At 63.5% G+C, this 26934-nt stretch carries 21 protein-coding genes; 4 read left to right on the top strand and 17 right to left on the bottom strand.

The window, feature by feature from the left end:
* Positions 1 to 155: 155 nt before the first annotated feature.
* The 14 genes from ACFPQ5_RS16750 to ACFPQ5_RS16685 form a co-directional block, all read right to left on the bottom strand.
* Positions 156 to 1241, bottom strand: a complete 1086-nt coding sequence (locus ACFPQ5_RS16750; RefSeq protein WP_379758096.1) for a M48 family metalloprotease — start codon at positions 1239 to 1241, stop codon at positions 156 to 158.
* Positions 1242 to 1261: 20 nt separating this feature from the next.
* On the bottom strand, positions 1262 to 1711 hold the full coding sequence (gene dut, locus ACFPQ5_RS16745; RefSeq protein WP_379758093.1) for a dUTP diphosphatase: 450 nt from the start codon (positions 1709 to 1711) through the stop codon (positions 1262 to 1264).
* Between the two features lie 19 nt (positions 1712 to 1730).
* A complete protein-coding gene (gene coaBC, locus ACFPQ5_RS16740; RefSeq protein ID WP_379760143.1) occupies positions 1731 to 2951 on the bottom strand; it encodes a bifunctional phosphopantothenoylcysteine decarboxylase/phosphopantothenate--cysteine ligase CoaBC in 1221 nt (406 codons plus the stop codon).
* 17 nt (positions 2952 to 2968) lie between these two features.
* Positions 2969 to 3487, bottom strand: coding sequence for a signal peptidase II (gene lspA, locus ACFPQ5_RS16735; RefSeq protein WP_379758090.1), 519 nt, complete (start codon positions 3485 to 3487; stop codon positions 2969 to 2971).
* A 68-nt stretch (positions 3488 to 3555) separates the two neighbouring features.
* Positions 3556 to 6465, bottom strand: coding sequence for an isoleucine--tRNA ligase (gene ileS, locus ACFPQ5_RS16730; protein ID WP_379758087.1), 2910 nt, complete (start codon positions 6463 to 6465; stop codon positions 3556 to 3558).
* A 78-nt stretch (positions 6466 to 6543) separates the two neighbouring features.
* On the bottom strand, positions 6544 to 7560 hold the full coding sequence (locus ACFPQ5_RS16725; protein WP_379758084.1) for a bifunctional riboflavin kinase/FAD synthetase: 1017 nt from the start codon (positions 7558 to 7560) through the stop codon (positions 6544 to 6546).
* Positions 7561 to 7762: 202 nt separating this feature from the next.
* Positions 7763 to 8992 carry a tetratricopeptide repeat protein gene (locus tag ACFPQ5_RS16720; RefSeq protein WP_379758081.1) on the bottom strand — a complete coding sequence of 410 codons (1230 nt, stop codon included), beginning with the start codon at positions 8990 to 8992 and terminating at the stop codon, positions 7763 to 7765.
* A gap of 70 nt (positions 8993 to 9062) precedes the next feature.
* A complete protein-coding gene (locus ACFPQ5_RS16715; protein WP_379758078.1) occupies positions 9063 to 9494 on the bottom strand; it encodes an ExbD/TolR family protein in 432 nt (143 codons plus the stop codon).
* A 71-nt stretch (positions 9495 to 9565) separates the two neighbouring features.
* On the bottom strand, positions 9566 to 9994 hold the full coding sequence (locus tag ACFPQ5_RS16710; RefSeq protein WP_379758075.1) for an ExbD/TolR family protein: 429 nt from the start codon (positions 9992 to 9994) through the stop codon (positions 9566 to 9568).
* 3 nt (positions 9995 to 9997) lie between these two features.
* Positions 9998 to 10930, bottom strand: coding sequence for a MotA/TolQ/ExbB proton channel family protein (locus ACFPQ5_RS16705; RefSeq protein WP_379758072.1), 933 nt, complete (start codon positions 10928 to 10930; stop codon positions 9998 to 10000).
* Positions 10931 to 11014: 84 nt separating this feature from the next.
* On the bottom strand, positions 11015 to 11677 hold the full coding sequence (locus ACFPQ5_RS16700; RefSeq protein WP_379758069.1) for an energy transducer TonB: 663 nt from the start codon (positions 11675 to 11677) through the stop codon (positions 11015 to 11017).
* 543 nt (positions 11678 to 12220) lie between these two features.
* Positions 12221 to 13747, bottom strand: coding sequence for a SpoVR family protein (locus ACFPQ5_RS16695; RefSeq protein ID WP_379758066.1), 1527 nt, complete (start codon positions 13745 to 13747; stop codon positions 12221 to 12223).
* 25 nt (positions 13748 to 13772) lie between these two features.
* Positions 13773 to 15044, bottom strand: a complete 1272-nt coding sequence (locus tag ACFPQ5_RS16690; RefSeq protein WP_379758063.1) for a YeaH/YhbH family protein — start codon at positions 15042 to 15044, stop codon at positions 13773 to 13775.
* Positions 15045 to 15205: 161 nt separating this feature from the next.
* On the bottom strand, positions 15206 to 17128 hold the full coding sequence (locus ACFPQ5_RS16685) for a PrkA family serine protein kinase (protein ID WP_136219060.1): 1923 nt from the start codon (positions 17126 to 17128) through the stop codon (positions 15206 to 15208).
* A 645-nt stretch (positions 17129 to 17773) separates the two neighbouring features.
* On the opposite strand from ACFPQ5_RS16685, the gene ACFPQ5_RS16680 reads away from it, so the two are divergent.
* Genes ACFPQ5_RS16680 through ACFPQ5_RS16665 form a run of 4 tightly spaced genes read left to right on the top strand, consistent with a single transcriptional unit; the run spans position 17774 to position 23081 of the window.
* Complete coding sequence (locus tag ACFPQ5_RS16680; protein WP_379758059.1) at positions 17774 to 18781, top strand: adenosine deaminase; 1008 nt, start codon at positions 17774 to 17776, stop codon at positions 18779 to 18781.
* 13 nt (positions 18782 to 18794) lie between these two features.
* Complete coding sequence (locus ACFPQ5_RS16675; protein ID WP_379758056.1) at positions 18795 to 21329, top strand: ABC transporter permease; 2535 nt, start codon at positions 18795 to 18797, stop codon at positions 21327 to 21329.
* Between the two features lie 46 nt (positions 21330 to 21375).
* Positions 21376 to 21765, top strand: coding sequence for a group II truncated hemoglobin (locus ACFPQ5_RS16670; RefSeq protein WP_136222508.1), 390 nt, complete (start codon positions 21376 to 21378; stop codon positions 21763 to 21765).
* Positions 21765 to 23081, top strand: coding sequence for a DNA recombination protein RmuC (locus ACFPQ5_RS16665; RefSeq protein ID WP_379758053.1), 1317 nt, complete (start codon positions 21765 to 21767; stop codon positions 23079 to 23081). Before ACFPQ5_RS16670 ends, ACFPQ5_RS16665 begins: the two co-directional genes overlap by 1 nt.
* A gap of 79 nt (positions 23082 to 23160) precedes the next feature.
* Here ACFPQ5_RS16665 and ACFPQ5_RS16660 read toward each other — a convergent pair whose 3' ends face one another.
* From ACFPQ5_RS16660 to moaA, 3 genes are all read right to left on the bottom strand, one after another.
* The gene (locus ACFPQ5_RS16660; RefSeq protein WP_379758050.1) at positions 23161 to 23763 is read right to left on the bottom strand and encodes an REP-associated tyrosine transposase; all 603 of its coding nucleotides are present in this window, start codon (positions 23761 to 23763) and stop codon (positions 23161 to 23163) included.
* Between the two features lie 87 nt (positions 23764 to 23850).
* Complete coding sequence (moeA, locus tag ACFPQ5_RS16655; protein ID WP_379758047.1) at positions 23851 to 25728, bottom strand: molybdopterin molybdotransferase MoeA; 1878 nt, start codon at positions 25726 to 25728, stop codon at positions 23851 to 23853.
* Between the two features lie 7 nt (positions 25729 to 25735).
* Positions 25736 to 26845, bottom strand: a complete 1110-nt coding sequence (gene moaA, locus ACFPQ5_RS16650) for a GTP 3',8-cyclase MoaA (RefSeq protein WP_379758044.1) — start codon at positions 26843 to 26845, stop codon at positions 25736 to 25738.
* Between the last annotated feature and the right edge of the window lie 89 nt (positions 26846 to 26934).

Below are 26934 nucleotides of genomic sequence, written 5' to 3'. Positions count from 1 at the left end.
CGGACGTCGGTAGGGTGGACGGGTCTCCCGTCCACGCGTTCAAATCACGCATGCGTCATCGCACATGCATTCGTTCGCATGATGTGAATAGTTGTAGGGTGGGCGCCCCGTGCCCACCGATGTGAACCAATGGTGGGCACAGAGCGCCCACCCTACTACGGCGTTAATGGCTTTCTGGAAGACTTCTTCGCCTTCACATCCTCGACCGCCAGCTCCATCGCCGTCAGCCGCGCCGCCGTCGACGGATGGTTGGCAGTAAAGCCATTGGCCACGCTGGCCGGATACGCCGATGCGAAGCGCTTCCAGAACGCGGGCGCGCCTTCGATGTTGTAGTCGGCGCGCGCCAGCAGGAAGATGGCGAGGCGGTCGGCGGCGGCGTCGAGGTTCTGTGGCATGGCCTTGATGCCGGCGCTGCCGTTCAGCATGCCGGTGTCGGGACTCATGCGCGTCAGGTTGTCGATCACGCTGTCGAGCGTGGCCTGGTTGCGCTGGGCTTTCGGGTGTTCGAGGATGTTGTGCGCCATCGTGCGCGCCAGCACGTAGGCCAGCTCGTCGTCGTTGCGCACCACGCCGAGCATGCCGCGCGTGACCATCACGCGCGCGCCGTCGGCGTAGGCGTTGACGTTGTCGCCGTTGCCCAGTTCGATGCCGAAGCCGCAGGCGCGCGTCACGGGAATGCTCAGGTCGCGCGGGCGGCCGTCGCGTTCGATCGTCAGCGGCAGGGCCGAGTGCGACGCCATCAGGCCGCCGAACACGCCGCCCACCGTCGAGGGTGCGCTCGGACCGGTCGGCAGGGGCTTGCCGCCGGCCGCGACCAGGTCGTCGCCCAGGCGCAGGCCGGCCTTCGCGGCGCCGCTGCCGGCCAGCACGCCGGTCACCTGCAGGCGCTCGTCCATGCCGAAGGCCACGTGCGCGGCCTCGTTGTAGACGCCAGGGTAGGAGTGACGGTTCTTCGCAGTGAAGCCGAGCAGGTTGCGCGCGTGTTTCGGGCACAGTTCGGCATTGTCGATCAGCAGCGGGGCCGCGACGCGGTACAGGCGGTCCTGCATGGCCGCCATCTTCGTCAGCGTGTCGGCCGCGGCCGCCATTTGCGGCGTGAGCGGCGTGCCTTGCGGCGTTTCCGTTACCGGGCCGCCCGGCATACCGGGCTGGCGGACCTGGGGCTGGGTGCCACAAGCCGCCAGCAGGACAGCAACAGCAATACCCAGCGCGGCTGGACGCAGACGTTCAATGCGAATCATTTTTCTCCTTCTACGATTTGTTATTGTTTTCCGGTGCTCCCGAATCCTCCGGCGCCCCGTTCGCTCGATGCAAACTCGTCGACGACATTGAAGCCCACCTGCAGGACGGGCACGATCACCAGCTGCGCCAGGCGGTCCAGCGGCTGCAGCGTGAAGGCGGCATGTCCGCGGTTCCAGGTCGAGACCATCAGCTGGCCCTGGTAATCGGAGTCGATCAAGCCTACCAGATTGCCCAAAACAATGCCGTTCTTATGGCCGAGTCCACTGCGCGGCAGGATCATGGCTGCATAGCCCGGATCGGCCACGTGGATCGCCAGGCCGGTCGGCACCAGCACGGTCTGGCCCGGCTCGAGGGTGAGCGGCGCGTCGAGGCAGGCGCGCAGGTCGAGACCGGCGCTGCCGGCGGTCGCATAGGCCGGCAGGAGTTCCTTCATGCGCGGGTCGAGGATTTTGACGTCGATGGTTTTCATGTAGTGCTATTCGGGTGAATCAGGTAAGTAGGGAGCGCTGTTCGAGGCGCTTGCCGATTTCGGACACCAGCTGGCGCGCCAGCGTCAGCTTGTCGGCGCGCGGCAGCACGGTGTGGCCGTTCTCGTCGAACAGGACGATGGAATTCTGGTCCTGGCCGAAGGTGTGGTGACCGATATTCCCGACCAGAAGTGGAATGCCCTTGCGCTCGCGCTTGGCGGCGCCGTATTCGACCAGGTTCTCCGACTCCGCGGCAAAGCCCACGCAGTAAGGCCAGCCCGACAGCGAGGTGGTGGCTGCAACGGAGGCCAGGATGTCGGCGTTCTGCACGAATTCGAGCTGGGGCGGGGCGCCGCCTTCCTGCTTTTTCAGTTTCTGCTCGCTGGCATTCGCCACGCGCCAGTCGGCCACCGCCGCCACGCCGATGAACACGTGCTGGCCCTCGACGCCGGCCATGACGGCGTCGTGCATCTGCTGGGCCGACAAGACGTCGATGCGGCGCACGCCGTGCGGCGTCGGCAGGGCCGTGGGCCCCGACACCAGCGTCACCTCGGCGCCCGCTTCGCGCGCGGCGCGGGCGATGGCGTAGCCCATCTTGCCGGACGATAGATTCGTGATGCCGCGCACCGGATCGATCGCCTCGAAAGTCGGACCGGCAGTGATCAGCACGCGCTTGCCGGCCAGGATCTTGTGCTGGAAGGAGGCGACCAGTTCCTCGAGCAGCTGCTCGGGTTCGAGCATGCGGCCCAGGCCCGTTTCGCCGCAGGCCTGTTCGCCCGCGGCCGGTCCGAAGATGCAAATGCCGTCCTGGCGCAGGGTGGCGACGTTGCGCTGCGTCGCCGGGTTCTGCCACATCTCGACGTTCATCGCCGGCGCGACCAGCAGCGGCACGCCGTGCGGACGGGCCAGGCACAGGGTCGAGAGCAGGTCGTCGCAGACGCCGTGCGCGAGTTTGCGGATGAAGTCGGCCGAGCAGGGCGCGATCAGCACGGCGTCGGCGCCGCGCGTGAGGTCGATGTGCGCCATGTTGTTGGGCATGCGCGGATCCCACTGGTCGAGCCAGACCGTGTTGCCGGAAAGGGCCTGCAGGGTCACGGGGCCGATGAAATGGGTCGCGGCATCGGTCATCACGACTTGCACCTGCGCGCCCTGCTTGATGAGCGCGCGGCACAGTTCCGCCGCCTTGTAGCAGGCCACGCCTCCGGAGAGGCCGAGGACGATTTTTTTACCTTGCAGGTCCATGCTCATCGCGTATCCCTTCAATGTTTGTTCACGCGGCGCAGTTCGTCCACGATGAACAGGAAGGCGCCGACCGAGATGCCGATGTCGGCGACATTAAAGGCCGGGAAGTGGCCCCAGCCGCGCCAATAAAAGTCGAGGAAGTCGACCACGTGGCCATAGGCGACGCGGTCGATCACATTGCCCACGGCGCCGCCCAGGATCAGGGCCAGGGCCCAGCAGAACAGGCGCTGGCCGGCGTGGCGCTTCAGGAGGTAGAGGATGAAGCCGATGGCGCCGACCGCGATCGCGGTGAAGAACCAGCGCTGCCAGCCGCCCTGGTCGCCGAGGAAGGAGAAGGCCGCGCCCGGGTTATACACGAGCACCAGGTTGAAGAAGCTGGTAATCGGCAGGGTTTCGCCGTAGGAGAAGGTCTTCTGCACCGTGATCTTGGTGAGCTGGTCGACCAGCACGACGAGGAAGGCGATGCCGAGCCAGGGGCCGATTCCGGCGCCGCTGCTGTGGACCTTGGAGATCGTTGGTTTTTTCTTGGTTGCCATGGGAGTTCAGGTCTGGATAAGAAAAACCGCCATGCCGGGTCGCGACATGGCGGTTGCTTGCCGGGGCCTTACGCGAAGCGGCGTGCTTCGCCGGCGCCGAACAGGTTGCTCACGCAGCGGCCGCACAGGCCCGCGTGCTCGTGATTGTGTCCCACGTCGCGGCGGTAGTGCCAGCAGCGCTCGCACTTCGGCGCTTCCGACGGCGTCACCTGCACCGACTCTTCCGCTTCGTTGGCGGCCTGCTCCACGATCGCTTGCGAGGTGATGAAGACGAACTTCAGGTCGTCGTCCAGGCTTGCCAGCAGCTCGTGCTTGGCGCCCGCGGCCTTGATCGTCAGCTCGGCCTGCAGCGAGGAACCGATCGCACCCGATGCGCGCACCTCTTCCAGCTGCTTGGTGACATCCGCACGCACCTCACGCAGGGCCGCATACTTGGCCAGCAGCGCTTCGGCGTCCGGCAGTTCCGGGAAGGTCCACAGGGTCTGCGTGAAGATGGTCTCGTCGCTGTCGGCATAGGCTTGCTGGCCCGCGAACACGGCCCAGGCTTCCTCGGCGGTAAAGGAGAGCACCGGCGCCATCACGCGCAGCAGCGCATGCGCGATGTGCCACAGCGCGGTCTGGGCCGAGCGGCGCGCCTGCGAATCCACGCCCGTCGTGTACAGGCGGTCTTTCAGGATGTCGAGATAGAAGCCGCCCAGGTCTTCCGAGCAGTAGTTCTGCAGGCGCGAGACGACCGGGTGGAACTCGTAGCGGTCGAAGTGGGCGGCGACGTCCTTCTGCAGCTGCGCCATCGACGCGATCGCATAGCGGTCGATCTCGAACAGTTCGGCCACCGGCACGGCGTGCTTGTTCGGGTCGAAGTCCGAGGTGTTCGCCAGCAGGAAGCGCAGCGTGTTGCGTATGCGGCGGTAGGACTCCGTCACGCGCTTCAGGATCTCTTCGCCGATCGACAGCTCGCCCGTGTAGTCGGTCGAAGCGACCCACAGGCGCAGGATGTCGGCGCCGAGGGTGTCCGAGATTTTCTGCGGCGCGAGCGTGTTGCCCAGCGATTTGCTCATCTTCTTGCCGTTCTCGTCGACGGTGAAGCCGTGGGTCAGCAGCGCCTTATAGGGCGGCGTCCCGTTCAGCATCGAGGAGGTCAGCAGCGAGGAGTGGAACCAGCCGCGGTGCTGGTCCGAGCCTTCCAGGTACAGGTCGGCCGGGAAGGTCGACTGCTGGGCGTGCGAGCCGCGCAGCACGGTCTGGTGGGTGGCGCCGGAATCGAACCAGACGTCCAGAGTGTCCTTGTTCTTCTCGTAGACATCGGCGTCGTCGCCCAGCAGTTCGCGCGGGTCGAGCGCCTGCCAGGCGTCGATGCCGTTCGCTTCGATCAGCTTGGCGACCTGCTCCAGCAGTTCCGGAGTGCGCGGGTGCAGTTCGCCCGTTTCCTTGTGGATGAAGAAGGCCATCGGCACGCCCCACTGGCGCTGGCGCGACAGGGTCCAGTCCGGACGGTTCTCGATCATGCCGTGCAGGCGTGCCTGGCCCCAGTCCGGGAAGAACTGGGTTTTTTCGATGCCGGCCAGCGCGGTCTGGCGCAGGGTCGGGCCGCCATCCTTTGGCGTGATGTCCATGCCGGCGAACCACTGGCTGGTTGCGCGGTAGACGATCGGGGTCTTGTGGCGCCAGCAGTGCATGTAGCTGTGGTCGAACATTTTCAGTTCGAACAGGGCGCCGGCTTCGGTCAGCGCGGCGCAGATCGGTTTGCTCGCTTCCCAGATCGTCAGGCCGCCGAACAGCGGCAGAGTCGATGCAAAGCGGCCATCGCCCATGACAGGCTTGAGGATCTCGTCGTCCTTCATGCCGTGCGCCTTGCACGAGATGAAGTCTTCCAGGCCATAGGCAGGCGCCGAGTGGACCACGCCGGTGCCGCTGTCGGTGGTGACGTAGTCGGCCAGGTAGACCGGCGACAGGCGGTCGTAGAACGGATCGGCTGCGAACAGCGGATGCTTGAAGCGCATGCCTTCCAGCTTGTCGCCCGTGGTGGTGGCGATCACTTGACCTTCCAGCTTGTAGCGCTGCAGGCAGGATTCGACCAGGTCTTGCGCCAGGATCAGCAGCAGCGGCTCGCCATTGCGCTCGGCCTGGACCAGGGCGTAGGTGACTTCGGCGTTGACGTTGAGGGCCTGGTTCGACGGGATGGTCCACGGAGTCGTGGTCCAGATCACGATGAAGCCGTTCATGGTCGGCAGCGAGGACAGGCCGAAGGCGGCGGCCAGCTTCTCTTCTTCGGCGAACTTGAAGCCGACGTCGATTGCCGGGTCGCGTTTGTCCTGGTATTCGACTTCCGCCTCGGCCAGCGCCGAGCCGCAATCGAAGCACCAGTTCACGGGCTTCAGGCCGCGGTAGACATAGCCCTTGTCGAGCAGCTTGCCCAGCGCGCGCAGTTCGTCGGCCTCGTTACCGTAGGCCATGGTCATGTAGGGGTTTTCCCATTCGCCGAGCACGCCCAGGCGGATGAAGCCGGCGCGCTGGCGGTCGATCTGCTCGAGCGCATAGGCGCGGGCCTTCTGCAGCACTTCGGCGGTCGGCAGGTTCTTGCCGTAGAGTTTTTCGATCTGGATCTCGATCGGCATGCCGTGGCAGTCCCAGCCCGGCACGTAAGGCGCGTCGAAGCCGGCCATGGTGCGCGATTTGACGACCATATCCTTCAGGATCTTGTTCACGGCGTGGCCGAGGTGGATGTCGCCGTTCGCATACGGCGGACCGTCGTGCAGCACGAAAGTCGGACGGCCCTCGGCCGCCTTGCGGATGCGGTGGTAGATCTGCTTGTCCTGCCATTGCTTGACCCAGCCCGGCTCGCGCTTGGCGAGGTCGCCGCGCATCGGGAAGGGGGTGTCGGTCATGTTGACCGGGTACTTGCTCGCAGGCTTGCTATCAGGTTTCTTGGCCGCCTTCTGGGCAGGCGCGTTCTGGACGGGTTTGCTGTTTTCGGACATAAATTTCTTCGGTAAGGGAATACGGTATGGCTGCGCAAAGTGTGGGCGCAGCGGCGCGGGGAACGATGCCGTCGCGCGTCAAATTCGGTCGGTGGCGCTCAAGGCGCGGGCGCGCGCACTGCGGCTGCCAATGCTGCGCGCATCGGGCTGCGGCGTGTTGCGCGCGAACCAGGCGCGCGCCTGCTCGGCGTCGCGGTGGATGGCGGCGGTCAGCGTGTCGAGGTCGACATACTTTTCCTCGTCGCGCAGTTTTTGCAGGAACTCGACGCGCACCAGCTTGCCGTAGCAGGGACGGTCGTAGTCGAAGACGTGCACTTCCAGCAGCATGCGGCCGGCGTCCTCGACGGTCGGGCGCACGCCGAGACTGGCGACGGCCGGCAGCGGCTGCTCGGCCAGGCCGTGCACCTGCACGACGAAGATGCCTTGCACGGCAGGGCGGTGCGCGACGCGCAGGTTCAGGGTCGGAAAGCCCAGCGTGCGTCCCAGCTTGGCGCCGTGGATCACGTGGCCGGACATCGCATACGGGTGGCCGAGCAGGGCGCCGGTGGCCTGCAGGTCGCCGTCGGCCAGCGCCGCGCGCACGGCGGACGAGGAGATGCGCTGGTCGCCTTCGCGCACGGTGGGTAGCGTTTCGACGTGAAAACCGTAACGCTTGCCGGCTTCCATCAGCATGTCGACGGTGCCGGCGCGTTTGGCACCGAAACAGAAGTCGTCGCCCACCATCAGCCATTTCACGTGCAGGCCGTCGACCAGCACGCGCTCGATGAAGTCCTCGGGGGAGATGGAAGCGAACTGTTCGTTGAAGTGTTCGACGATGACGCGGTCGATGCCGGCCTGGGCCAGGTCTTCGAGCTTGTCGCGCAGGTTGGCGATGCGCGCCGGTGCGCGGCTGAGGTCGCCGCTACGCTGGGCGAAGTATTCGCGCGGATGCGGTTCGAAGGTCATCACCGCCGCTTCCAGTCCCAGCGTTTCGCTTGCAGCCCGGACGCGCGCCAGCAAGGCCTGGTGGCCGCGATGGACACCATCGAAGTTACCGATGGTGAGGGCGCACGGTGCGCGCGCCGCGTCGTTGGGAAGTCCGCGAAATACCTTCATTGGTGGTTCCAGAATGCCCGGCAAGCCTGCCACGCATGTCGTGGTCAACCATGCCGCGGGGCGAAAACCCTGATTATACGGTAAAGGCTTGTTGCAATGCGGAGAGAAGGGCGGGGCATGCCGGGTGGATGGCATGGAGGTCGCCCCGCCAAAAAAAACGCCGCCTGCGAACAGGCGGCGTTTCTGTGGAGCGTAAAGGCTATCAGGCCAGTGGCTTGTTGATCGCCATGATCCAGTAGCGGGCCAGTTCGGCGGTGCCTTCCTTGCCGCTCACACCCTTCAGGGTGTTGATCGCCTGCTGCTTCTTGCCGGCCGCGGCATAGGCTTCGCCCAGGCGCAGCTTGGCTTCGTCAGGGTAGCGCAGGCCGCCGGCCTTGATGGCGTTTTCCATCATCTTGAGGCCCTTGTCGGCCTGGCCCGACTGCACCAGGCTGTAGCCGAGCGAGACGAGGCCGTCGTTGTCCTTGGCAGCCGCGTATTCGGCTTCCAGGGCGGCGACGCCCTTGTTCTGCTCGGCCAGGGTTTTCTCGGCCAGGTCCTTCAGGCGCTGATGACGGGCGGCGTCGGGACCGGTGCCCAGGGCGCCGGCCTTGTAGCCCTTGTCGATGACCTTCAGGGCTTCGGCCGGTGCTTTCGCCTGCAGGACGAGCTGGGCCATTTCCATGTACTCGCTCGGCTTCTTCATCAGGCCGTTGGCCAGCTTCAGGCGGTAGATGTCGACCGACAGGCGGCCCGAGAAGCCAGGCTTGCCCTGCACGCGATTCAGCAGGTCATTCCAGTAATTGGCTTTCGGATAGTTGGCCGCCAGCTTTTCGATGGTGTTGACGTAGCCGACCTTGTCGTTCTTCTTGAGCTGGATGTTGGCCAGCATGCCGAGCTGGTCTTCGGTCATGCGACCGGCCTTTTCGGCGTTGCGCAGCTCGTTTTCCAGGGCAGCGGTGTTGCCCTGTTTGTAATAGTTCTGCAGCAGGTAGCCGCGCAGTTTTGGATCGTCGCCGTTTTTCAGCTGGCGCAGGATGGCTTCGTTTGCCTTGTTCAGTTCGCCGCCGCGCATGTAGATGCCGATCAGGCCTTCCGAGAACTGGCTGCGCTCGGATGCCGACAGCTTGCCCGAAGCGATCAGGGCTTCGAAGGCGTCGGCGGCGGTGCCGTAGTCGCCGGCCGAGGAGGCGGCGGAGGCGCGCACACGGTCGATCAGGTAGGCTTCATTCGGCGTCTTGCCGGAGACTTTGTCCGCTTCGCGCAGTTTTGCCAGGGCATCCTTGTGCTTACCCTGTTTCATCAGTGCCTGGGCTTCCTGCAGGCGCTTGCCGATTTCGGGACGCAGGGCTTCTGCCGCGTGGGCAGGGGCGAGGCCGATGACGGGCGTGGCGGCGGTAAAACCAAGGGCGGCCAGTGCGAGGCCGAGGTGTGCGAGACGGAATTTGCTCATGCTGTAGAAATCCTTCTTTGAAAATGGACACGGCAGGGAAACCCTGCCGTGTTGGTCAAGCCTGGTGCGGTTACTGGAACTGCTCGTTACCGACCATGCCGATCTTCGTGACGCCGAGACGTTGGGCCGTTGCCATGACACCGGCAACCACCTTGTACTCGACCAGCTTGTTCGGACGCAGGTGCACTTCCGGCTGGTTCGGCTGGGCAGCCACTTCATTCATCTTCGCTTCCAGCGTCGGACGATCAGGGATCGTCTGGCCGTCCCAGAGAATGGTACCGTCGAAGTCGACGTCGATCGTGACGACGCGCGGCTCTTCAGTCTGTGGCGGCGGGGTGCCGACCGGCATGTTCAGATTGACCGAGTGGTTTTGCTTCGGAATCGTGATAATCAACATGATGATCAAGACCAACAGAACGTCGATCAGGGGCGTCATGTTCATTTCCATCATCGGTTCCGGATCGGCTGCCTTGGCGGAGCCTGAACCTACGTTCATACCCATGGTATTTCCTTTTCAAATGTTGGGGTGCAAGGTGCGGTGCCAGACCGGAATCCGGCACCGCGGCTAAGTGATTAGCCCCTGTCAGGCGGTTCGATCACGAAACCGACCTTCTGCACACCAGCACGTTGTGCCGTGTAGATCACCCGACCGATCGCTTCGTAGCGGGTAGCCTGGTCGCCACGGACTTTCACTGCAGGCTGCGGCACCTTCACCGACTGCTCCGCGAAGAACTTGAACAGCTCGTCCGTGTTCGCGATGCGGCGCTGGTTCCAGTACATTTCGCCGTCTTTGTTGACGGTGATGTTGATGTCTTCCGGCGTGGTCTTGGTGACCTGGTTCGTTTCTGCCGGCAGATTCACATTTTGCAGCTTCAGGACCACCGGGCTGGTGATCAGGAAGATGATCAGGAGAACCAACATGATGTCGACAAGCGGCGTCGTGTTGATCTCTGACATCACGGCATCATCATCTCCGCTATCGGAGCCGACACTCATACCCATGATTTATCCAATCTTTTTAGCGCCAGCAGCAGCACGTGCGGCTTCCGAGGTCGACATCGCGCCCGAAACCAGGACCGAGTGCACGTCGGCGCTGAACGAACGAACGTCTTCCATGGCTGCCTTGTTGCGGCGGACCAGCCAGTTGTAACCCAGAACGGCAGGAACTGCGACGAACAGACCGAAGGCGGTCATGATCAGTGCTTCACCCACTGGACCGGCGACCTTGTCGATCGATGCGTTACCCGACATGCCGATGTTGGTCAGTGCGTTGTAGATGCCCCAGACGGTACCGAACAGACCGATGAACGGCGAGGTCGAACCGACGGTTGCCAGGAACGACAGGCCATCTTGCAGACGCGACTGGACGCGGTCCACGGCGCGCTGGATCTGCATGGTCACCCAGGTCGACAGGTCGATCTGCTCGAGCAGGGCGCCGTCGTGGTGCTGGGTTGCCTTGGTACCGGTTTCAGCGATGAAGCGGAATGGCGAGCCTTCTTTCAGCGAAGCCGAGCCGGCAGCGATCGAGTTGGCTTTCCAGAACTTCTGCGACACTTCTTTCGACTGGCGCATGATCTTCGACTGGTCGATCAGCTTGGTGATGATGATGTACCACGAACCCATCGACATCAGCGACAGGATGATGATGGTGCCCTTGTTGACGAAGTCGCCTTCTTCCCACATGGCCTGGAAGCCGTACGGGTTCTTGACTTCTTCTTTTTCGCCGGCGGCGGCGGCTGGTGCTGCGGCGCCTTCCGCTGCTGGTGCAGCTGCGGCGTCAGCGGCCGGAGCGGCTGCTGCGTCTGCCGGTGCGCCGGCGGCCGGAGCGGCTGCTGCCGGTGCGTCAGCGAAGGCTGGTGCCGAGACCAGGGCCGATGCTGCCGTAACCGAGAACAGGACTGCCGCCAGTACAGCGGACAAACGGGTATTCTTAAACATGCTTCCTCCAGAAATATAAAAATAGACAGTTCGCTGATCTAAAGACAACGAAAATCATAGTTGTGAGACGATCTTCTGTCTCGGTTATTGTTCCAGCGACCAGACGTACTGTACTGGGACCCATGCCTGTTCAGGCTGACCGTTGACCATTGCCGGTTTGAAGCGGCACTTGCCGATGGCAGACTGCGCTGCGCGGTCCAGATCACGCGAACCACTCGATTTCGTGATCTTGGAATCGACCATGCGGCCATCGACGCCAATCAGGAACGAAATCGTCGTCGTACCTTCTTCTTCGTTACGCGCCGACGACTTCGGATATTCCGGCTTCGCGCAGGTGCTGAAGTCAGCCACTGCAGCGGTACGGCTAGGACCGGCTGGCGCTGCGGCCGGAGCCGGTGGCGCTGGCGGTGCCGGCGGAGCCAGGCTGGTCGTCGGAGGCGGCGTGTTCGTCGCGGCAGCAATGGTGTTTTGCGGCGGCGGCGGCTGCTGCACCTGGACCTCGACCGGCGGGATGAATGGAGGCGGCGGGGCCTTCATTTCCGGCGGCGGCGGCGGTGGAGGAGTCTCCGGTGGTGGAGGTGGTTTCACCTCTTCGATCAACTTCGTTTCCACTGCTTCCTGCACCTTCGAGATCACCTTCGTACCGAGACCATTGATGATCCCCCAGGCGACCAGGACGTGCAACAGGACCACAATGGTGATACCAGTGAGATTCTTCCCCGGTTCCTTCTCATGTGAAAAATTCATGCCTGCTTTCTCCAATACCAACTCTTTTTGTTGCTACTAAACCCACAAAACACGACGAAATGACAAGGCCGCATCCGGGACATCGGCGAATTATACCTACGAATTCTTTTTTGCACAGGTATTTTTGAGGCCCCGAAACGAGCCTAAACCCCTGTAAAAACAAGGGATACGGCTCATCCGGACGCATCCTCGGTGTGCAAAAAATCGCAGGCAAACTCTATATAAAATTACAACTTTACACCTTGCTATGATCGAACTGTAGAAGATCTGGAAAGAACTGGCTGTTTGCCAAATATTGCACGCCGATTTTGCCTATAAGCAAATATCATATAGTGCAATGCTCAGCTTTTTGCAAACTATAGCCAGTTTTAGCAAACCCGAGCGTTCGCCAGCTAACAGAAGTGGGAGACCAACGGGGCTACGGGCATGACCGGAAGTGATGACATGTCATATAGTCGCTATATCTTGACATGTATCAGTGGGAGGGTTGCCTCCAGACATGGGCGGCTGTGCGCGCCTTGCCTGGAGGTAGTTTAAGTACAGCTAGCGATGGCGCTTCTCGCGCCGGCAGTCGAGGAAGCTGACGACGTGGCCGCTGGTATCGACCGTTTCCAGGCGCACGTCGAAACCCCAGAGCCGGGCCACATGCTTCAGCACTTCCTGGGCCTGGCCGTTGAGCGGCCGGCGCTGGAACTGGGTATGGCGCAGGGTCAGGGCGCGGTCGTCGCGCGTATTGACTTGCCAGACCTGGATGTTGGGCTCGCGGTTGCCGATGTTGTACTGCTCGGCCAGCTGCTGGCGTACATACCGGTAGCCCGCCTCGTCGTGGATCGCCGAAATCGTCAATTTGTCGCTGCGGTCGTCGTCGAGCACGGCGAAAAAGTGGAAGTCGCGGATCAGCTTGGGCGACAGGTACTGGGCGATGAAGCTCTCGTCCTTGAAGTTGCGCATCGCAAAATCGAGCGTCTTGATCCAGTCGCTGCCGGCCATGTCCGGGAACCAGGTCCGGTCTTCATCGGTCGGGTTCTCGCAGATGCGCCGGATGTCGGTCATCATCGCAAAGCCGAGCGCGTAGGGATTGATGCCGCTGTAATAAGGGCTGGTCGCCGGCGGCTGGTAGACGACGTTCGTATGGCTCTGCAGGAATTCGAGCATGAAACCGTCGCCGACGATCCCTTCTTTATATAGTTCCTGCAAAATCGTGTAGTGCCAGAAGGTGGCCCAGCCTTCGTTCATGACCTGGGTCTGGCGCTGCGGATAGAAGTACTGCGAGATCTTGCGGGTGATGCGCACCAGCTCGCGCTGCCAGGGTTCGAGCAGCGGCGCATACTTCTCTATAAAGTAGAGCAGGTTTTCTTCCGGTTCGGGCGGGAAGCGCGGCGGCGGGGTATCGCGCTCTTCTTCGTCGCGCCGCGGCACCGTGCGCCACAGGGCGTTCACCTGCGACTGTGCATATTCCTCGCGCTCCTTCTGGCGCGCCGCTTCCTGCGCCACCGACAGTTTTGCGGGACGTTTATAACGATCGACCCCGTAATTCTGGATCGCATGGCAGGAGTCGAGCAGGTCCTCCACCGCATCGATGCCGTAGCGCTGCTCGCATTCGGCGATGTAATTCTTGGCGAACACCATGTAGTCGACGATCGCTTCGGCGTCGGTCCAGGTGCGGAACAGGTAATTGCCCTTGAAGAAGGAGTTGTGGCCGTAGGCGGCGTGGGCGATCACCAGCGCCTGCATCGTCAGGCTGTTTTCCTCCATGAGATAGGCGATGCAGGGATTCGAGTTGATGACGATCTCGTAGGCCAGGCCCATCTGGCCGCGTTTATAACTCTTCTCGGTCGAGAGGAAGTGTTTGCCGAAGGACCAGTGGTTATAGGACACCGGCATGCCGACCGAGGTATAGGCGTCCATCATCTGCTCGGCCGTGATGATCTCGAGCTGGTTGGGGTAAGTGTCGAGGCCGAACTTCCTGGCCACGCGGCGGATTTCCTCGTGCGCCTGCTCGATCAGGTCGAAGGTCCACTCCGACTGTTCGGGTAATGCACGCGGATTTTTGATGAGGTCGTCTGGCATGGGATGTCCTTCAATGCGTGCCTCTTTACTTGGGCTGCTTTTTAAACAGCTCGCGGAAGACGGGGTAGATGTCGGCCGGCGTCACGATCTTCTGCATCGCGAAGTTGGGGTGGTGCGCGGCCACTTCGGTGTACTGCTCCCACAGGTTCTGCGGCGGCCCGTCGGTGATTTCCACATAGGTGTAGTACTGGACCTTGGGCATGATGCCGGTGTCGAGCAATTGCTTGCACAGCAGCGAGTCGTTGTCCCAGTTGTCGCCGTCCGAGGCCTGGGCGACATAGGCGTTCCAGTCGGAACTCGAATAGCGGTCGGCGATCACCTTTTGCAGCAGGTGCAGGGCGGACGAGACGACGGTGCCGCCGGATTCGCGCGAGTGGAAGAATTCGTCCTCGTCGACTTCGGCCGCGGCCGTGTGGTGGCGGATGAAGACCACGTCGATGCGTTCGTAGACGCGCTTGAGGAATAAATAAAGAAGGATGAAGAAGCGCTTGGCGGTGTCCTTGCGCGTTTCGTCCATCGAGCCGGAGACGTCCATGATGCAGAACATCACGGCCTGCGTGCTCGGCTTCGGTACCTTGATGCGGTTGCTGTAGCGCAGGTCGAACGGATCGATGAAGGGGATCGCGTTGATGCGCGTGTGCAGGTGGTGGATCTTCTTTCTCAGCTCGAGGACGCGCGGGTCGTCTTCGGGCACATCGGCATCAAACAGTTCTTCCAGTTCTTCCTGCAGCGCATTGGCCTGGCGCCGGCTCGGACCGCCGACCGCGATGCGCCGGCCGAGCGCGCCGCGCAGCGAGCGCAGCACGTGAATATTGGAAGGGGTGCCGGAGACGTTGTAGCCGGCGCGCTGGGTCTTGAAGTCGATGGTTTGCGTGAGCTGCGTCTTGACCATGTTCGGCAGCTCGAGGTCTTCGAAGAAATAATTCATGAATTCTTCGCGCGAGAGCTCGAAGATGAAATCGTCTTCGGTGGTCTGCTCGCTGTTGCCTGCGCGGCCGCGGCCGGAACCGCCGCCGCCGCTGCGCGGCCGGTTGAACTGGTCGCCTTTCTGGTATTCGGTATTGCCGGGGTTGACGGTTTCCCACACGCCGCCATGGGCATGGCCGAAATGCGGTTCGTTGACGTCCTTGACGGGGATCGAGACTTTCTCGCCGTTCTCGATGTCGGTGATCGAACGGCCCTTGATCGCACGGCCGACCGCGTCCTTGATTTGCGCCTTGTAGCGGCGCAGGAAGCGTTCGCGGTTCACCGCGGACTTGTTCTTGCCCTGCAAGCGTCGGTCGATGAGGTAAGTCAAAACATGCCTCCTGTAAAAACCGCAGCGGACCGCCTGCTGCCACGGTCCCCCTATCTTAATACGCAGCGTGCATAAGCGGGGTGCGCACGCCTGGCAGGGGTGTCAAATATGCGTCAGAGGCGGGCAGCGGGCAACCGCTGCCCTGCATCGCCGACTTCTTCTTACGACGACTTCCTCACACGCAGATACCATTCGCACAGGAGCCGTACCTGCTTGGCCGTATAGCCTTTCTCGACCATACGGTTGACGAAGTCGGCGTGCTTGGTCGCATCCTCCGCACTTGCTTTGGCATTGAACGAAATGACTGGCAGAAGTTCCTCCGTATTCGAGAACATTTTTTTCTCGATCACGGTGCGGAACTTTTCGTAGCTGGTCCAGGCCGGGTTCTTGCCGCCGTTGGTCGCGCGGGCGCGCAAGCCGAAGTTGACGATCTCGTTGCGGAAATCCTTCGGGTTCGAAATCCCGGCCGGCTTCTCGATCTTTTCCAGCTCGGCGTTGAGCGATTCGCGATCAAAACTTTCGCCGGTATCCGGATCGCGGAATTCCTGGTCCTGGATCCAGAAGTCGGCGAAGGTGACGTAGCGGTCGAAGATGTTCTGGCCGTATTCCGAATAGCTCTCCAGGTAGGCGGTCTGGATTTCCTTGCCGATGAAGTCGACGTAGCGCTGGGCCAGGTGCTCCTTGATATAGGAGTGGTAGCGCTGCTCGAGTTCCGGCGGGAACTGCTCGCGCTCGATCTGCTGCTCGAGTACATAGAGCAGGTGCACCGGGTTGGCGGCCACTTCGGTATTGTCGAAGTTGAAGACCTTGGACAGGATCTTGAAGGCAAAGCGCGTCGACAGGCCATTCATGCCTTCGTCCACGCCGGCATAGTCGACGTATTCGTGCAGCGACTTGGCCTTCGGATCGGTGTCCTTCAGATTCTCGCCGTCGTAGACCAGCATCTTCGAATAGACGCTCGAGTTCTCCGGATCCTTCAGGCGCGACAGGATCGCGAACTGCGCCATCATGCGCAGGGTGCCCGGCGCGCAAGGTGCCTTCTCGAGCGAGGAGTTGCGGATCAACTTATCGTAGATCTTGATCTCGTCGGAAATGCGCAGGCAGTAAGGCACCTTCACGATGTAGATCCGGTCGAGGAAAGCCTCGTTGTTGCGGTTGTTGCGGAAGCTCTTCCACTCCGACTCGTTCGAGTGCGCCAGGATGATGCCTTCGAAGGGAATCGCGCCGAAGCCTTCGGTGCCCTTGTAGTTGCCTTCCTGGGTCGCGGTCAGGAGCGGGTGCAGCACTTTAATAGGCGCCTTGAACATCTCGACGAATTCCATCAGGCCCTGGTTCGCCAGGCACAGGCCGCCGGAGTAGCTGTAGGCGTCCGGATCGTCCTGCGAATAATCCTCGAGTTTGCGGATGTCGACCTTGCCGACCAGCGAGGAAATGTCCTGGTTGTTCTCGTCGCCCGGCTCGGTCTTGGAGATGGCGACCTGCTTCAGGATCGAGGGATAGCGCTTGACGACGCGGAACTTGTTGATGTCACCGCCGAACTCGTGCAGGCGCTTGACCGCCCACGGGCTCGGGATCGAGCGCAGGTAGCGGCGTGGAATGCCGTAGTCTTCTTCCAGGATGACGCCGTCCTCTTCCTCGTTGAAGAGACCCAGCGGCGATTCGTTCACGGGCGAACCCTTGATCGCGTAGAAGGGGACTTGCTCCATCAGGTGTTTCAGCTTCTCGGCGATCGACGACTTGCCACCGCCCACCGGTCCCAGCAGGTAGAGGATCTGCTTGCGTTCTTCCAGGCCTTGCGCCGCGTGGCGGAAGTAGGAGACGACTTGCTCGATCACCTCTTCCATGCCGTAGAACTCGCGGAAGGCGGGGTAGATCTTGATGACCTTGTTGGCGAAGATGCGCGACATGCGCGGATCGAGCCGGGTATCGACGAGCTGCGGCTCGCCGATCGCCGCGAGCATGCGCTCCGGCGCGCTCGCATAGGTCAGCGGGTCTTTCTTGCAGAGGGCAAGATATTCGGACAGGGAATATTCTTCTTCGCGGGTACGCTCGTAACGGGCTGCGTAGTTGTCAAAAATGGTCATGTGCATGTCCTTTAGTTTGCTAACAACGATCACTGTCACGACAGACGGCGTATGCCGCTGCCCAAGCCCGGTATTTTCTTGGCGTTGTACGGATACTTCGTTAGACCTGCTGCGCGCCGGATCGACCAGGGGGCATGGCCAAAATCCATTCGCGACGGCTTCGCGAAGTTCCACCCGTTAGGCGGGTCGTCCTGGTAGCGACGCGACGTGCGCGGCGGCTCAGGCGGATTGTTCTTGTTTGAACCGGCTTGTGGCCGGGTGTCCCGTGGATGAAGGGTCTTTTTATGTTTCTGAAATTTATTATGTGCCTATTAGTTCTCGAAGTCAAAGCAGTATCGTCTTTGTGCGTGTAACAGGTGTAAGTACTTGATTATTCGCGAAAAACAATAATTTCTGCGTGCATTCGGAAAGCGTTCGAACAGCCGGCTGCGGCACCATTTCTATGCATGTTGTATAGCCATTTCCAGCAGTCTTTACTGCTGGGGTGACGAAAGCCCTGGCCCGATAGTGCACGATCTGGCCGGGCGGTGGCGCACGCCAAACACGCTATTTTTCGGGCTCTCTTCCAATGAAAAGTAGGGTAGGGCGGCATGCGGTACACTTGTCGATCTTGCCCTGTAAAACCGCCTTGACGGAGAACATTCCATGCTGAACGAGCAGCTGCGCCAGACCATCGAACAGATGCCGAAGGCCGAATTGCACATCCATATCGAGGGCTCGCTCGAGCCGGAACTGATCTTTGCGCTGGCGCAAAGGAACGGCGTCACGCTAGCCTATCCATCGGTCGAAGCGTTGCGCCAGGCCTACGCTTTTACGGATTTGCAGTCTTTTCTCGACATTTATTACGCCGGCGCCAGCGTGCTGCTGCACGAGCAGGACTTCTATGACATGACGGCCGCCTACCTGAAGCGCGCCGCCGCCGACAACGTGCGCCATGCCGAAATCTTCTTCGACCCGCAAACCCATACCGCGCGCGGCGTGCCTTTCGAGACCGTCATCAACGGCATCTGGCGCGCCTGCCAGGAGGGGCCGATCAGCGCCTCGCTGATCATGTGCTTCCTGCGCCACCTGTCCGAGGAAGAGGCCCTGGCCACGCTCGACGAAGCGCTGCCCTACCGCGACAAGTTCATCGGCGTCGGCCTGGATTCGTCGGAGGTCGGCCATCCGCCGGAAAAATTCGCGCGCGTGTTCGAACGCGCGCGCCAGCTCGGCCTGCGCCTGGTCGCGCATGCGGGCGAAGAGGGCTCGCCCGCCTATATCGAGAGCGCGCTCGACGTCCTGAACGTCGAACGCATCGACCATGGCGTGCGTTGCCTGGAAAGCCCGGAACTGGTCGAGCGCCTGGTGCGCGAACGGATGGCGCTGACCGTCTGCCCGCTGTCGAACATCAAGCTGCGCGTCTTCGACGTCATGGGTTCGCACAACCTGCGCACCCTGCTCGACAAGGGCCTGGCCGCGACCGTCAACTCGGACGATCCCGCCTATTTTGGCGGCTACATGAACGCCAACTTCGTTGCCGCTTTCGAGGCGCTGCCGCTGGACGCTTCGCACGCACGCCAGCTTGCCCGCAACTCCTTCGAGGCAGCCTTCCTCGGGCCGGAGCAGAAGCGCGCCTTCCTGGCCGAAGTCGATACCTTCTTCGGCGCACACTGAAAGGCCGTTGCCCATGCTGATCCAGTCCCTCCGCATGACCGCGCGCGACTGGCGCGCGGGCGAACTGCGCTTTCTGTTGGTGGCGCTGATCGTCGCCGTGTCGGCCCTGTCTTCGGTCGGCTTCTTCGTCGACCGCATGCGCGCGGGACTGGCGCGCGACGCCAACCAGCTGCTGGGCGCCGACCTGCTGGTCAATGCCGACAATCCGGTGCCCCAAGTATGGCGTGAGGAAGCGAAACGGCGCGGCCTGCTGCTGGCCGATACCGTCATCTTCCCCAGCATGGCCCAGGGCGGGGAGGGCGAAGCTTCGCGCGCGCAGCTGGCCTCGATCAAGGCTGTCTCCGCAGGCTATCCGCTGCGCGGCATCCTGCGCATCACGACCGATCCAGACCAGGCCAGCGCGGCACGCGGGACGGCTGCCGGTTCGATTCCGGTTCCCGGCACCGTCTGGGTCGACGCGAACCTGCTGCCGGCCTTGAACGTGAAGGTCGGCGACCCATTGCAGGTGGGCGACCGCACATTCACCATCGCCCAGCTGGTCGCGGCCGAACCGGACCGCGGCGCGTCGTTTGCCAACTTCGCGCCGCGCGTGATGTTATCTCTGTCCGACTTGAAGTCCACCGGCCTGGTCGACGATTTTGCGCGCGTGACTTATAAACTGCTGGTGGCCGCGCCCTCGAACAACGATCTGTCCCGGATACGCGATTTCGAAGCCTGGCTGCGCGCACGCATCGCGCAGGACAACGTCAAGGGCGTGCGCATCGAGTCGATCGAGAATGGCCGCCCCGAAATGCAGGCCACGCTCGACCGTGCCGACCGCTTCCTGTCCCTGGTCGGCCTGTTGTCTGCGATGCTCGCCGCGGTGGCCGTGGCGATGGCGGCGCGCCGCTTCATGCAGCGCCACCTGGACGCCTGCGCCATGCTGCGCTGCCTCGGCATGACGCAAAACGGCGTCGGCATGATGTACCTGATCGAGTTCGCCATCGTGGGCCTGGCGGGCAGCATCATCGGCGTACTGGTCGGCTTCGGCGCCCACTTCGTGCTGCTCAAATTGATCGGCACGCTGCTGCCGGCTGATCTGCCGCCGGTCTCGCCGTTACCCGCCCTGCAGGGCATTGCGACCGGCATGCTGCTGCTGGTTGGCTTCGCACTGCCGCCCGTCCTTCAGTTGCGCAACGTGCCGCACAACCGCGTGATCCGGCGCGAGCAGGCCGCGCCGCAGCCGATGGCGCTGGCCACCTATGGCCTGGGCATCGGCGTGTTCGTCCTGCTGCTGCTGTGGCAGGCGGGCGATCCGAAACTGGCCCTGCTGACGGCGGGTGGTTTCCTTGGCGGCTTCGCGGTGTTCGCGCTGGTCGCCTGGCTCGCCTTGAAAGGATTGCGCCGGCTGCGCGGCGTCTCACAGCACCAGGGCTGGCGCTTCGCGATCACCTCGCTGCAGCGCCGTCCGGGCGCCACCATCGTGCAGGTGGTATCGCTGGCGCTCGGCCTGATGGCGCTTCTGCTGCTGACCGTGGTGCGCGGCGACCTGGTCGCGGCCTGGCAGCGCGCCACGCCGGAGAACGCGCCGAACCGCTTCATCATCAACGTCCTGCCCGACCAGAAGGAGGACGTGACGCGCCGCATCGCCGCCGCCGGCGTCGACCAGCCCGTGCTGTATCCGATGATCCGCGGCCGCCTGACCGCCGTGAACGGCAAGGCGATCACCCCCACGACCTACGCGACCGACAACGCGCAGCGCCTAGCGAACCGCGAATTCAACCTGTCCACCATGACGCGCGCCCCGGAGGGCAACGACATCGTTGCCGGCAAGTGGTATGCGGATGCGCCGGGCGTCTCGGAGGCCTCGGTAGAGCAGGGCATCGCCAAGACGCTGGGCCTCAAATTGGGCGACGTCATGCGCTTCGACATGGCCGGCATCGTCGTCGATGCGAAGATCACAAGCCTGCGCAAGCTGGAATGGGGCTCGATGCGCGCCAACTTCTTCGTCATCATCAATCCGGCGGCGATGGCGAACGCGCCGGCGACCTATATGACGGCCTTCCACCTGCCGCAACAGGGCGCGCAGCTGGCCAATACGCTGGCGCGGGCTTATCCGAACCTTACCGTGATCGACGTCAGCGGCATCATCCGCCAGGTGCAGGAAGTGGTCGACCAGGTGGTCGTCGCCGTTGAATTCCTGTTCCTGTTCACGCTGGCCTCGGGCGTGCTGGTGCTGTACGCGGCGCTGATGGGATCGACCTCCGAGCGCACGCGCGAAGCGGGACTGTTGCGGGCGCTGGGGGCGACGCGCAGCCAGCTGGCGCAGGCGCAGCGCATCGAGTTCGTGCTGGTCGGCGGACTGGCGGGATTGCTGGCGGCGTCGGGCGCGGCGCTGCTGGGCTGGGCGCTGGCCACGTACCAGTTCAAGTTCCCGTGGACCTTCGAGCCGGGCGTGTGGCTGGCCGGGGTCGTGGTCGGCGCCGTGTGCGCGCTGGTCGGCGGCTGGCTGGGGCTGCGCAGTGTGTTGCGCCAGCCGCCGCTGCAGACGCTGCGGGAGGCCGGATAAGCCACGGACTCTGGTCTCGGACAGCGCGCCACGCTATCATGACGCCATGTCCGAGAACCAAACCCTGTACGAAATCATCGGCGGCGAAGCGCGCCTGCGCGAACTGGTCGACCGCTTTTATGACCTGATGGAGCTGGAGCCTGAATTCGCCGGCATCCACGCCCTGCACCCGAAGCCGAATGACAGTTCGCGCGAAAAGCTCTTCATGTTCCTGTCCGGCTGGATGGGCGGCCCCGACCTCTTCATCGAGCGCTACGGCCACCCGCGCCTGCGCGCGCGCCACCTGCCCTTCGGGATCGGTACCAGCGAACGTGACCAGTGGCTGCGCGCCATGGGCTGGGCGATGGAAGACATCGGCATCGAGGAAGACCTGCGCATGCGCCTGATGCAATCCTTCTACCAGACCGCCGACTGGATGCGCAACAAGGCCGACTGATGTCCACTTTTGAAATCGTCTTGCTGGCGGGCCTGGTGGCCGTGATCGCCCTGCAGGTGCTGCTGCTCATGCGCGGACGCAGCGACGGCAGCGCGCACGCTTTCGAGCGCCTCGAGCGCGAACTGCGCCAGGAACTCCAGCACAGCGCCCAGGCCACGCGCCAGGAACTGGCCGGGCACATGATGCAGCACCAGGGCGCGACCGTGCAGCAGCTCGACAGCATGCGCCAGCAGATGCAGCTGCACGCGGCCGGCGGACGCGAAGAGCAGGCGCGCTCGCTGAAGCGCTTCGCCGACACGCTGCAGCAGACGCTCAGTAACCTCACCGAATCGAACGCCCAGCGCATGCTGGAAGTGCGCGCCACGCTCGAACACAAGATCCGCGACCTGCAGGCCGACAATGCGAAGCGCCTGGAAGAGATGCGCCAGACCGTCGACGAGAAGCTGCACACGACGCTGGAAACGAGGCTCACCGAATCCTTCCGCCAGGTCTCCGAGCGGCTGGAAAAGGTGCACCAGGGCCTGGGAGAGATGCAGCAGCTGGCCATCGGCGTGGGCGATTTGAAGCGCGTGCTGACCAACGTGAAGACGCGCGGCACCTGGGGCGAAGTCCAGCTCGAGATGCTGCTCGAGCAGGTGCTCACCGTCGACCAGTACGCGAAGAACGTCGAAACGGTGGCGGGCACCAATGCGCGCGTGGAATTTGCGATCAAGCTGCCGGGCGTGGTCGACGGCGGCGCGCCGCTGTGGCTGCCGATCGACGCCAAGTTCCCGAAAGAGCAGTACGAGCGCCTGGTCGAATCCCAGGACCGCGCCGACGCCGAGGGCGTGGCGCGCTACGGCGCCGAGCTCGAACGCGCGGTGCGCCTTGAAGCCAAGACCATCTGCGAAAAATACGTGTCGCCGCCGCAGACGACGGATTTCGCGATCCTGTTCCTGCCGACCGAAGGGCTGTACGCTGAGGTCATGCGCCGCCCGGGCCTGGCTGACGAACTCCAGCGCACCCTGCGCGTCACCATCGCCGGCCCCTCGACCCTGACGGCGCTGCTCAACAGCCTGCAAATGGGCTTCCGCACCCTGGCGCTTGAAAAGCGCTCGTCGGAGGTGTGGCAGGTGCTGGGTGCGGTCAAAACCGAGTTCGGCAAGTTCGGCGACGTGCTGGCGGCGACCAAGCTGACGCTGGAGAAGGCGGCCAAGAATATCGAGAGTGCCGAGGTGCGCAGCCGGCAAATGGCGCGCAAACTCAAGTCAGTAGAGGCGCTTCCAAGCGAAGCCGCGCAGCTGATGTTAGGGCCAGAAGCCGACCGCGAGGAATAATCGTCAACGTCAATCCTGTCGGCGACTGTGCACCGACCCGTAAGGTGGGCGGGTCCCCCGCCCACGCGTTCACCCGCGACTAATCCCACTCCAACTTCAATTCATCGACCGGCCCGCCCCAATCCGCCGGATACATCCCATCCCGCACGCACCGCGCAAAACTCGAATGCGGCCACAAGGACGCATGCTCGGCATGCCCGTGCTTCACCGCATTGATGTGAACGTAATCCATATGCGCGCAGAAGTCGCGCTCGTCCCTGATCTGGTGTTCCCAGAACCGGCGTTGCCAGATCGCCGCTGCACGCTGCCGCTTCATGCTGCGTGTGACGGGGACATCATCGTATAAATGGCGACAGCGGTAGGAAACGTGGTGCTTGATTTCAGACCAGCGCCGTGCGAAATCGTGGTCGTCCGGCGGCAGTGTCCAGATGCAGTGCAAGTGATCGGGGAGTTGGACCCAGGCGTCGATCGTGAACGGGCGACGCGAACGGACCGCGATGATGGCATCGCGTAGTGCGGAGAGGATCGCCTCGTCGCACAGGATAGGGCGGCGGCGGTAGGCAATCAGCGTGAAGAAGTAAGTGGAGCCGGTGAGGGCGCGGCGGTAGCGGGGCATCGCGTGATCGTAATGCACGAGCGCGCCGCGATGTATCGAGCATGCGGAGAACGTGAGGCCGGTCAACGAGGGGCATCGTGGATGAGCATGTGATCGTGAACGCGTGGGCGGGAGACCCGCCCACCTTACGTCCCTCCGATCAGCATAACCCGATTACACCAGCCCTTCGAACATCAGCACATCGACCATGTCACCGGCTGCCACGCTGCCCTGCTCATCATGCAGCACCACCATGCAATTCGCTTCCGACATCGAGCGCAAGATGCCCGAGCCTTGCGAACCCGTGATCCGCACCTGCGGCGCACCGTCTTTGCCAACCGCCAGAATCCCGCGCTGGTATTCGGTCCGCCCCGGCTTCTTGCGGATCGCGCCAACCGAGCGCGCGCGCAGCAGCGGTAGCGGTGCAGCGGCTCCCATCATGCGCAGCAGGGCCTCGCGCGCGAAGAAGTAGAACGAGACCATCACCGCCACCGGATTGCCGGGCAGGCCGAACAGGAAGGCGTTGCTGCCGTTCGACTGAATGCGGCCAAACGCCAGCGGCCGCCCGGGACGCATGCCGATCTTCCAGAAGGTGACGTCGCCCAGGCGCGCCATGATCTGCTTGGTGTAGTCGGCCGCGCCGACCGAGACGCCGCCCGAGGTGATGATGGCGTCGGCGTTTTCGCAGGCGCTGCGCAGCGCCGCTTCCAGCGCGGCCGGGTCGTCGCGCACGATGCCCATGTCGATGATGTCGCAGCCGAGGCGCTGCAGCATGCCGTAGATGGTGTAGCGGTTGCTGTCGTAGACGCTGCCTTCGTCGAGCGGCTGGCCGATCGAGCGCAGCTCGTCGCCGGTCGAGAAGAAGGCGACGCGCAGGCGGCGGCGCACCGGCACCTCGGCGATGCCGAGCGAGGCGACCAGGCCGAGGTCGGCCGGACGGATCACCTTGCCGGCCTTGAGGGCCGCGCTGCCGGCCTTCAAATCTTCGCCGGCGAAACGGCGGTTGTCGCCGGGCTTGATCACGCCCGCCGCGATGACGATTGCATCGCTAGACTCCTGCGCCACGAATTCCTGCGGGATCACACTGTCGCAGCCCTCGGGCATGACGCCGCCCGTCATGATGCGCACGCATTCGCCCGGACCCGGCACGCGCGCATCCGGCTTGCCAGCGTACACGGTGCCGACGACTGCAAGACGCACCTGGCCCTCGGCAGGCAGATCGCTGCCGCGCAGCGCGTAGCCATCCATCGCCGAGTTGTCGTGCGCCGGCACGTTGATCGGCGAGACGATGTCGCGCGCCAGCACGCGGCCCAGGGCGGCGCGCAGCGCGACCTGCTCGACCGCCTGCACCGGTTGAACGAATTCGCGGATGATGCGCTGCGCATCCCTCACCGGCAGCGCGTCCGGATCGTAGGCCGAAAGGCAGCTGGTCACGTCCGCCAGGCGCGGCGCACGCACCGTGTCGAGGCTGTGCAGCTCGTCGAGCGTGTTGATGTTGCGGAAGGCGTCCGCGTCCTCGAACAGGACTTCGATCGCCTTCAGATCCTTGTACCAGCCGTCCATGCGGCGTCCGCCCTCAGCCAGATACGAAGACAGCACCGGCAGCAGCGACGCCTTCACCAGGCAGAACACCGGATGCGGCTGCACGCGCTGTCCCGGCTCCCGGGTCGCGGCAAAGGCAAGGTCGGCATCCTGCGCGCGCAGCGCGTCCAGCAGCCTGGATGCCAGGTCCGGCGGCAGGAAGGGCGAGTCGCAGGGCGCGGTGAGCAGGTATTCGGTTTGGCAGTGGCGCATACCCGTCGCCATGCCGGCCAGCGGGCCCATGAAGCCGGGCAGGTCGTCCGGCCAGACCGGCACGCCGAGCGCGGCGTAGGTGTCGAGATTCTGGTTGGCGTTGATGGCGACCTGCGTCACCTGGGAGCCAAGGCGCTCGAGGACGTGCGCGGCCATGGTCTTGCCGCGGAAAGGCTGCAGGCCCTTGTCCACCTGGCCCATGCGCGTGCCGCGTCCGCCGGCGAGGACCAGCCCGCTGATCGATGCTTGTTGTGTCATTGTTGTTTTACCCACCAATGTAGGACATTTCGACTTTGCGCGCGCCGCGCTCCAGACTCGGCGTATCCGCCGTGCGCGTTTCGGAATAGCGATCCGTACGCCCGCGCCACAGCTGGGCAATCGCGCCGCCGATGGCGAGATCGTCGTGGCCGGCACGCAGCAGGGCGCGCAGGTCATGGCCGCGGGTGGCGAACAGGCAGGTGTAGAGCTTGCCCTCGGTCGACAGGCGCATGCGGCTGCAATCCTTGCAGAAGGCCCCGGTGACGCTGGAGATGACGCCGACCTCGCCGCCGCCGTCCAGGTAGCGCCAGCGCGCGGCCGTCTCGCCGGCGTAGTTGGCCGCGAGCGGCGCCAGCGGCAGCTCGGCCGAGATGCGGCGCACCACTTCGCCCGACGGCACGACTTCGTCCATGTTCCAGCCGTTGGAGGCGCCCACGTCCATGTACTCGATAAAGCGCAGGATCGTCGGCGAGCCTTTGAAGTGACGCGCCATCGGCACGATCTGGTCGTCGTTGCTGCCGCGCTTGACGACCATGTTGACCTTCACCGGCCCCAGGCCCACGGCATGCGCCGCATCGATCCCGGCCAGCACGTCGGACACCGCGAAGTCGACATCGTTCATGCGCTTGAAAACGGCGTCGTCGAGCGCGTCGAGCGAGACCGTGACGCGGTCCAGGCCGGCGTCCTTCAGGGCCCGCGCTTTTCTCGCCAGCACCGAGCCGTTGGTAGTGAGGGTCAGGTCGAGCGGGCGGCCAGACGGCGTCGGCAGGGCGCGCAGCATGGCGACCAGGTGCTCCAGGTTCTTGCGCAGCAGCGGCTCGCCGCCAGTCAGGCGCAGCTTCTCGACGCCGTGGGCGATGAAGATGCGCGCCACGCGCGTGATTTCCTCGAAGGAGAGCAGCTCGCCGTGCGGCAGGTAAGGGTAATCCTTGCCGAACACTTCTTTCGGCATGCAGTACACGCAGCGGAAATTGCAGCGGTCGGTGACGGAAATGCGCAGGTCGTGCAAGGGGCGCGACAAGGCATCGACCAGTACACCGCCGGGCGCCACGGGTGCTGCCGGAACCGCCAGCGCCGGTGCGCGCAGGTCGTGCAGCATGATGATTTTTTCGGACATGCCGATACGATAGCACGAGGCCAGCTGCCGCACAGGCGCCCTGCGAGAAAGCCGGCGCCCGCGTCAAGCGCGGCCATAAAAAAAGGGAA

It is taken from the genome of Massilia suwonensis, from assembly GCF_042655665.1.
GTDB classification, from domain to species: domain Bacteria; phylum Pseudomonadota; class Gammaproteobacteria; order Burkholderiales; family Burkholderiaceae_D; genus Telluria; species Telluria suwonensis.
Note: the sequence above shows the minus strand (reverse complement) of the source record. Positions and strands in the feature narration are given on the sequence as shown.

Excerpts from the sequence above, each read along its gene's own strand:
- ACFPQ5_RS16750 (WP_379758096.1), bottom strand. The coding sequence starts at position 1,241 with ATGATTCGCATTGAACGTCTGCGTCCAGCCGCGCTGGGTATTGCTGTT.
- dut (WP_379758093.1), bottom strand. The coding sequence starts at position 1,711 with ATGAAAACCATCGACGTCAAAATCCTCGACCCGCGCATGAAGGAACTC.
- coaBC (WP_379760143.1), bottom strand. The coding sequence starts at position 2,951 with ATGGACCTGCAAGGTAAAAAAATCGTCCTCGGCCTCTCCGGAGGCGTG.
- lspA (WP_379758090.1), bottom strand. The coding sequence starts at position 3,487 with ATGGCAACCAAGAAAAAACCAACGATCTCCAAGGTCCACAGCAGCGGC.
- ileS (WP_379758087.1), bottom strand. The coding sequence starts at position 6,465 with ATGTCCGAAAACAGCAAACCCGTCCAGAACGCGCCTGCCCAGAAGGCG.
- ACFPQ5_RS16725 (WP_379758084.1), bottom strand. The coding sequence starts at position 7,560 with ATGAAGGTATTTCGCGGACTTCCCAACGACGCGGCGCGCGCACCGTGC.
- ACFPQ5_RS16720 (WP_379758081.1), bottom strand. The coding sequence starts at position 8,992 with ATGAGCAAATTCCGTCTCGCACACCTCGGCCTCGCACTGGCCGCCCTT.
- ACFPQ5_RS16715 (WP_379758078.1), bottom strand. The coding sequence starts at position 9,494 with ATGGGTATGAACGTAGGTTCAGGCTCCGCCAAGGCAGCCGATCCGGAA.
- ACFPQ5_RS16710 (WP_379758075.1), bottom strand. The coding sequence starts at position 9,994 with ATGGGTATGAGTGTCGGCTCCGATAGCGGAGATGATGATGCCGTGATG.
- ACFPQ5_RS16705 (WP_379758072.1), bottom strand. The coding sequence starts at position 10,930 with ATGTTTAAGAATACCCGTTTGTCCGCTGTACTGGCGGCAGTCCTGTTC.
- ACFPQ5_RS16700 (WP_379758069.1), bottom strand. The coding sequence starts at position 11,677 with ATGAATTTTTCACATGAGAAGGAACCGGGGAAGAATCTCACTGGTATC.
- ACFPQ5_RS16695 (WP_379758066.1), bottom strand. The coding sequence starts at position 13,747 with ATGCCAGACGACCTCATCAAAAATCCGCGTGCATTACCCGAACAGTCG.
- ACFPQ5_RS16685 (WP_136219060.1), bottom strand. The coding sequence starts at position 17,128 with ATGACCATTTTTGACAACTACGCAGCCCGTTACGAGCGTACCCGCGAA.
- ACFPQ5_RS16680 (WP_379758059.1), top strand. The coding sequence starts at position 17,774 with ATGCTGAACGAGCAGCTGCGCCAGACCATCGAACAGATGCCGAAGGCC.
- ACFPQ5_RS16675 (WP_379758056.1), top strand. The coding sequence starts at position 18,795 with ATGCTGATCCAGTCCCTCCGCATGACCGCGCGCGACTGGCGCGCGGGC.
- ACFPQ5_RS16670 (WP_136222508.1), top strand. The coding sequence starts at position 21,376 with ATGTCCGAGAACCAAACCCTGTACGAAATCATCGGCGGCGAAGCGCGC.
- ACFPQ5_RS16665 (WP_379758053.1), top strand. The coding sequence starts at position 21,765 with ATGTCCACTTTTGAAATCGTCTTGCTGGCGGGCCTGGTGGCCGTGATC.
- moeA (WP_379758047.1), bottom strand. The coding sequence starts at position 25,728 with ATGACACAACAAGCATCGATCAGCGGGCTGGTCCTCGCCGGCGGACGC.
- moaA (WP_379758044.1), bottom strand. The coding sequence starts at position 26,845 with ATGTCCGAAAAAATCATCATGCTGCACGACCTGCGCGCACCGGCGCTG.